This window comes from Microcoleus sp. PH2017_08_TRC_O_A, from assembly GCF_020738665.1.
Classification (GTDB): Bacteria; Cyanobacteriota; Cyanobacteriia; order Cyanobacteriales; family Microcoleaceae; genus Microcoleus.
In genome coordinates, this window is record NZ_JAEQCE010000074.1 from 23,915 (window position 1) to 28,239 (window position 4,325).

6 protein-coding genes and 1 pseudogene are annotated in these 4,325 nt (G+C 44.2%); 4 read left to right on the plus strand and 3 right to left on the minus strand.

Annotation, left to right across the window (positions count from 1 at the left end; all coding sequences use genetic code 11):
* Window positions 1-143: 143 nt before the first annotated feature.
* Window positions 144-449, minus strand: coding sequence for a hypothetical protein (locus tag JGK22_RS23795; protein ID WP_293207647.1), 306 nt, complete (start codon window positions 447-449; stop codon window positions 144-146).
* A gap of 250 nt (window positions 450-699) precedes the next feature.
* On the opposite strand from JGK22_RS23795, the pseudogene JGK22_RS33330 reads away from it, so the two are divergent.
* From JGK22_RS33330 to JGK22_RS23805, 3 genes and pseudogenes are all read left to right on the plus strand, one after another.
* Window positions 700-912, plus strand: a pseudogene (locus JGK22_RS33330) (hypothetical protein); the annotation flags it as partial.
* 41 nt (window positions 913-953) lie between these two features.
* Complete coding sequence (locus tag JGK22_RS23800; RefSeq protein WP_293220814.1) at window positions 954-1,769, plus strand: HEAT repeat domain-containing protein; 816 nt, start codon at window positions 954-956, stop codon at window positions 1,767-1,769.
* A 294-nt stretch (window positions 1,770-2,063) separates the two neighbouring features.
* Window positions 2,064-2,771, plus strand: coding sequence for a hypothetical protein (locus JGK22_RS23805; RefSeq protein ID WP_293207645.1), 708 nt, complete (start codon window positions 2,064-2,066; stop codon window positions 2,769-2,771).
* 53 nt (window positions 2,772-2,824) lie between these two features.
* Here JGK22_RS23805 and JGK22_RS23810 read toward each other — a convergent pair whose 3' ends face one another.
* A complete protein-coding gene (locus tag JGK22_RS23810) occupies window positions 2,825-3,022 on the minus strand; it encodes a hypothetical protein (RefSeq protein WP_293207643.1) in 198 nt (65 codons plus the stop codon).
* Window positions 3,023-3,178: 156 nt separating this feature from the next.
* Between JGK22_RS23810 and JGK22_RS23815 the strand changes: the two genes are divergently transcribed.
* Window positions 3,179-3,733 carry a hypothetical protein gene (locus JGK22_RS23815; protein ID WP_293207641.1) on the plus strand — a complete coding sequence of 185 codons (555 nt, stop codon included), beginning with the start codon at window positions 3,179-3,181 and terminating at the stop codon, window positions 3,731-3,733.
* A 224-nt stretch (window positions 3,734-3,957) separates the two neighbouring features.
* On the opposite strand, the gene JGK22_RS23820 is transcribed toward JGK22_RS23815, so the two are convergent.
* Window positions 3,958-4,098, minus strand: coding sequence for a hypothetical protein (locus tag JGK22_RS23820; RefSeq protein WP_293187125.1), 141 nt, complete (start codon window positions 4,096-4,098; stop codon window positions 3,958-3,960).
* Between the last annotated feature and the right edge of the window lie 227 nt (window positions 4,099-4,325).

The following is a 4,325-nucleotide window of genomic DNA, read 5'->3' on the forward strand; positions in this document are numbered from 1 at the left end:
AGTAGCTCAACTACTGATTTTGGTAAGTAGGTAGGCGGGATTAAACCGAAACTGTAACAGTATGTAAATAGGCTTAAGTCAGCCAGTAGAGAGCCTTTGGACACTTTACAATCGTTTACATAGTTGCATTTTAAAGCGCCGACTTACTTAAACGAACGTACCCAGGGAGTTGTCAGTGTCTGGCGAGTTGCGATCCAACCTAATGGTAAATCGGCTAATTCTCTCACAGATGGATCTAACGCTACTACCCTGGCTAATGCAACCATAGTTGCTTTATCAATTGATAAATCTTTACCTGTGTGAAATTGCCATGCTCCATCATCAACATCATGAGAGACAAAAAGAATAGGTTTATCATCATGAAGGATGTCAGTTGATGTGAGAACAGCAACATTTTGGGGGTCTACAAATGGCCAGTGTGACTCAGGTAAACTCGAAATACTTCTCATAGAGTTTCTTTTGTTGTTTTTTGAACTTTATTGAATGAAAATAGAGTCAAATTCCCGTTGTCATGTTCACCATAGCTTTTTTGCGGTTTAGGCAATAGACAACTTTTGTTTTTCCGTAAGTTTTACAAGCCACAAAATTGATTTATTGAGTGGTGCATCAAAGGTTGACCCTAGCACAAATGCGTGCTTAGCTCTGAGTATACCATAAAAATGATGGACTACGCTACAGTTTCGTCGCAATTTAGTTCGAGTTACCGATGCACTCACGGGAACGACTTCTTACGGTTACGACAAGCTGAATCGTTTGGATACGGTGAAGGATGGAAATCGCACTCTGGCTGATTACGATTACGATAAAGTTGGTAATTTAATTCAGAGCAGAAACAACAAAAGACCCGGCAGAGTCGCCAAACAAAAAACCAGAAAAAACCGAAGAAGGACAAACCAAAGTAGGTTACAATAAGTTAGAAAATTAAGGATGTAGATTTCCTGATCGATCCTATTATTAAAAATCTCTTAGAAGATTGTTGTTCTAATGATCCTTCCAAACAAATACCAGCAATTATGGAACTGAAGGATCTAGAACTAGAAGATATAGAAATTCAGGAGACTTGTGCAACTTTAATTGAGCTTCTGCATTCACCGGAAAATAATGTGAAAGAGTTAACAGTAGAGGTATTAGGCTGGATAGGAGACCAAGAAATAGAGACGGTTGGACCAGCACTCATGAAAATGTTGGTCGATCCAGAAAATTTAGTCAGAGCGGAAGCAGTCGATTCACTTTCTCTGCTGAGTTACAAAAAAGCGAAAGACGCAATTAGTTTTATACTTTGTAACGATCCAGATTGGATTGTTCGGGCATCGGCAGCGGAAGCACTATCGCATATTGCGGATGTAGGGGATGCAACAATTTTTGAAGCACTTCAATTAGCTTTAGAAGATTCTTATGAACCTGTTCGCTCTTATGCGGCTTTCTCTATTGGCGTATTAGGAACGCTAGAGATGATTCCCACACTCCCAAAGTATTTGGAATCAGAGGATTCTCTGGATACAAAAGCTGCAATTTTAGCTGCTCAATATATATTGAGTGAGCCGAATGCTTTATTTACATTGTTAAAATTAGTTGAAAAAGCTGACCAACAATTAGGTGGAGTCATTCTTAACATCTTTGGAGATTTAGCATATCGCAAAATTCCTCGAAGGCTTGCAGAAGACTCTGCCACTATTTGTAAAAGCTTAGTTAGAATCGGACAAGATTTCTTTGTCGAGCGCTATCATGCTGAACAAGTTATTGCTCAATTAAAAAACTTACCGACTTAATAATGATGGAGTTAAGTTTATGATCGAGTATCTGTTTATAAAAATGGAAGCTCGGGTACGCTCGCGCTAGAGCAAGCGCTACCAGCATCCAACTACAGCCGATTTAAACCGTTGGCAAGCTATGAGCATAAATTTTACCTTCAGATGAATTTTCTGAAGTTCCCCTGCGACTGCTGATAATCTTCTTCTCGCTCCGAAAAACCCAATATCGATCGCAAACTAACTTCCACTTCCCCTGTACAAAACGCACCCACACAGTATATTATACAACATAATACTGCTCTACAAACAACCATGACACCTACAGTAACCATTCAAGAACTAGCCTTAGCCCTAACAGCCAAAAACCATTCCCCAACCCTCCTCAACTCTGATTTCCTCAAATACAGCGGCATCGTTCCACCCGACTGGGAACTAGCCCGCCCTCCCGTTTTCAGCCCCCAAATCTCTCAAGTTGCCTTCACCAACGGCATCAACATCGTCGCCCAATCAAACGCCATCACCTTCATCGAATCCCTGAGTACAAAGTCACAAGAAGACGTAAAAATCCCCGACATTATCCGCAAGTACGTTGAAGCGCTACCCCGCACCGACTACCAAACGTTGAGCATCAATCCTAGAAGTTTCATCACCTTTGAAGGGGGAGATGAAAATGCAGCCCGCGAGTACATTACCTCCACTTTATTATCTCCCGGTACTTGGTCTGATGTGGGAAAAGCTCCTGTAAAAGCAGCGGTTAATTTAGTTTACTCTTTAGAACAAGGAGAACTTAACTTGAGCGTTGCCGAAGCTTTGTTGCAACTGCAAGATGCCGAGCCAACTCCCGCAGTATTGTTTTCCGGCAGCTTCCAGTACGAGATTGTAGGGGAATTAGAAGGCGAAAAGCTGCAACACTTGTACAAGCTTTTGGAAAATTGGCAGCCCGATTTAGAGGCTTATCGGGAAATAGTTAACCAGCGTTTCTTGGGAGAAATAGCTCCAGATTTAGTGCCGGCAGCGTAAAGGATAAACCGTCCGGCGGCAGTCGCTCGACGCGGAAACCCGAGGATCTCGAACTAATAAAAACTTCGCGATCCCTCTTGATAATAACTGCCGAAACATCCCAACAATTCTTCGGTTTTGACTCGCCCGCCGATCGCCCGCGCTAAAATTACTCGCCCGTCGAACGCGCCCCCGCACTCGCTTGGACAACCCGAACCTACCAACAAAAAGTCGATCGCGCGTTCGATCGACCCGGCGGGGAAACTCCACAAAACAAGAACGAATATTCGTATAACCTTTTCAACAAACTGCGAAAAGCCGGTCGATCGAGAGTGCAATACTGACAGCGTTCAGTGCTTGATTATACCGAATTTCAACGCGGCAAATGTTGGACTTTGCATGGGTCGATCGGTGTCTAAACGTGGCAAATGTTGGACGAAACACTGACCAAACGCGGCGCTGCAATTTTATTTTGTACGGAGTTTGTTCGTCCAACTTTCGTCCAACTTTCGTCCAACTTTCGTCCAACATTTATCCCATTTCGTCCAACTTTCGTCCAACTTTCGTCCAACTTTCGTCCAACTTTCGTCTCCAGTCGGTTTGCGCTGCTTCAAAAGCATACAGGGCATGGGATGGAGCCTTTGCTTTTGCCTCGGAAACAGCAGAAAAGAAGCGGCATTCTTTGCCGGAAATCGGGATGCGGGCAAATGCTGGCTGGGGGGATGGAGGCGGATATTGCGCTACCGTACTTATTCCGCTTTGCACCGTTTTTTAACGCTTCAGCAGCTTCATACTTGGGGCATCGAAATTTCAGTTTTTTTGACTGCATTGCCGGGTCGAAAAACAAGCTATTTTTGCTGATTTTAACACTCGCCACTAATTTAACGTTCGGCAGCAGTGTCGGATCGATCGGCAGTTTTTTGCGATTGATGTCTTGCAACGGTGCGAGCTCGAATATTGCGATCGCACTGCCGCTAATTTGATATTGAACTTGCTGTTAGTTCGCGACGGTGCATGAAGGCGAGCGCACGAAAAAGCAAGCGAGCTCGAATATCGCGATCGAGCGCATTAAAACGAGCGACGATACCCAACCGACACGGACGACAATAGCGACTCGCGCTGCCATCCTTCAACAGTTCGGATGGCAGCCAAACGCCGAAGTCGGTCTAGATCGAGCGTGTTAATTTTTCGACTTCGATGCTGCAAGCTAAGGCAAACTTGGCGGCCATTTAGATCGGCGGCGCATCAACTCTGCAATCCGCACGCGCACTGCTTCCTCCTCTGTTTCCAGCCAGCGGGCGATAGTTTCCGAACTGTACTTAGAACCAGGCGCGCCCCGACCGAACATCTGGGTCAGGTGCGAGATCCACGTTTAGCCGCTAGTGAACTTGAAAAGCTGCTTGCTTCAAAATAAGAGAATCACCAGGAACAACAATAAACTACGGTTTTTTGATCGACAATTTGCACAATATTTTAAAAAAAATGTGCTTAATGATACCGATTCGTAGCAGCAACCAAATTCGGGTTTACTACGATCGAACACTACCAAACTGCTACCAAACTAGATTTACCAAT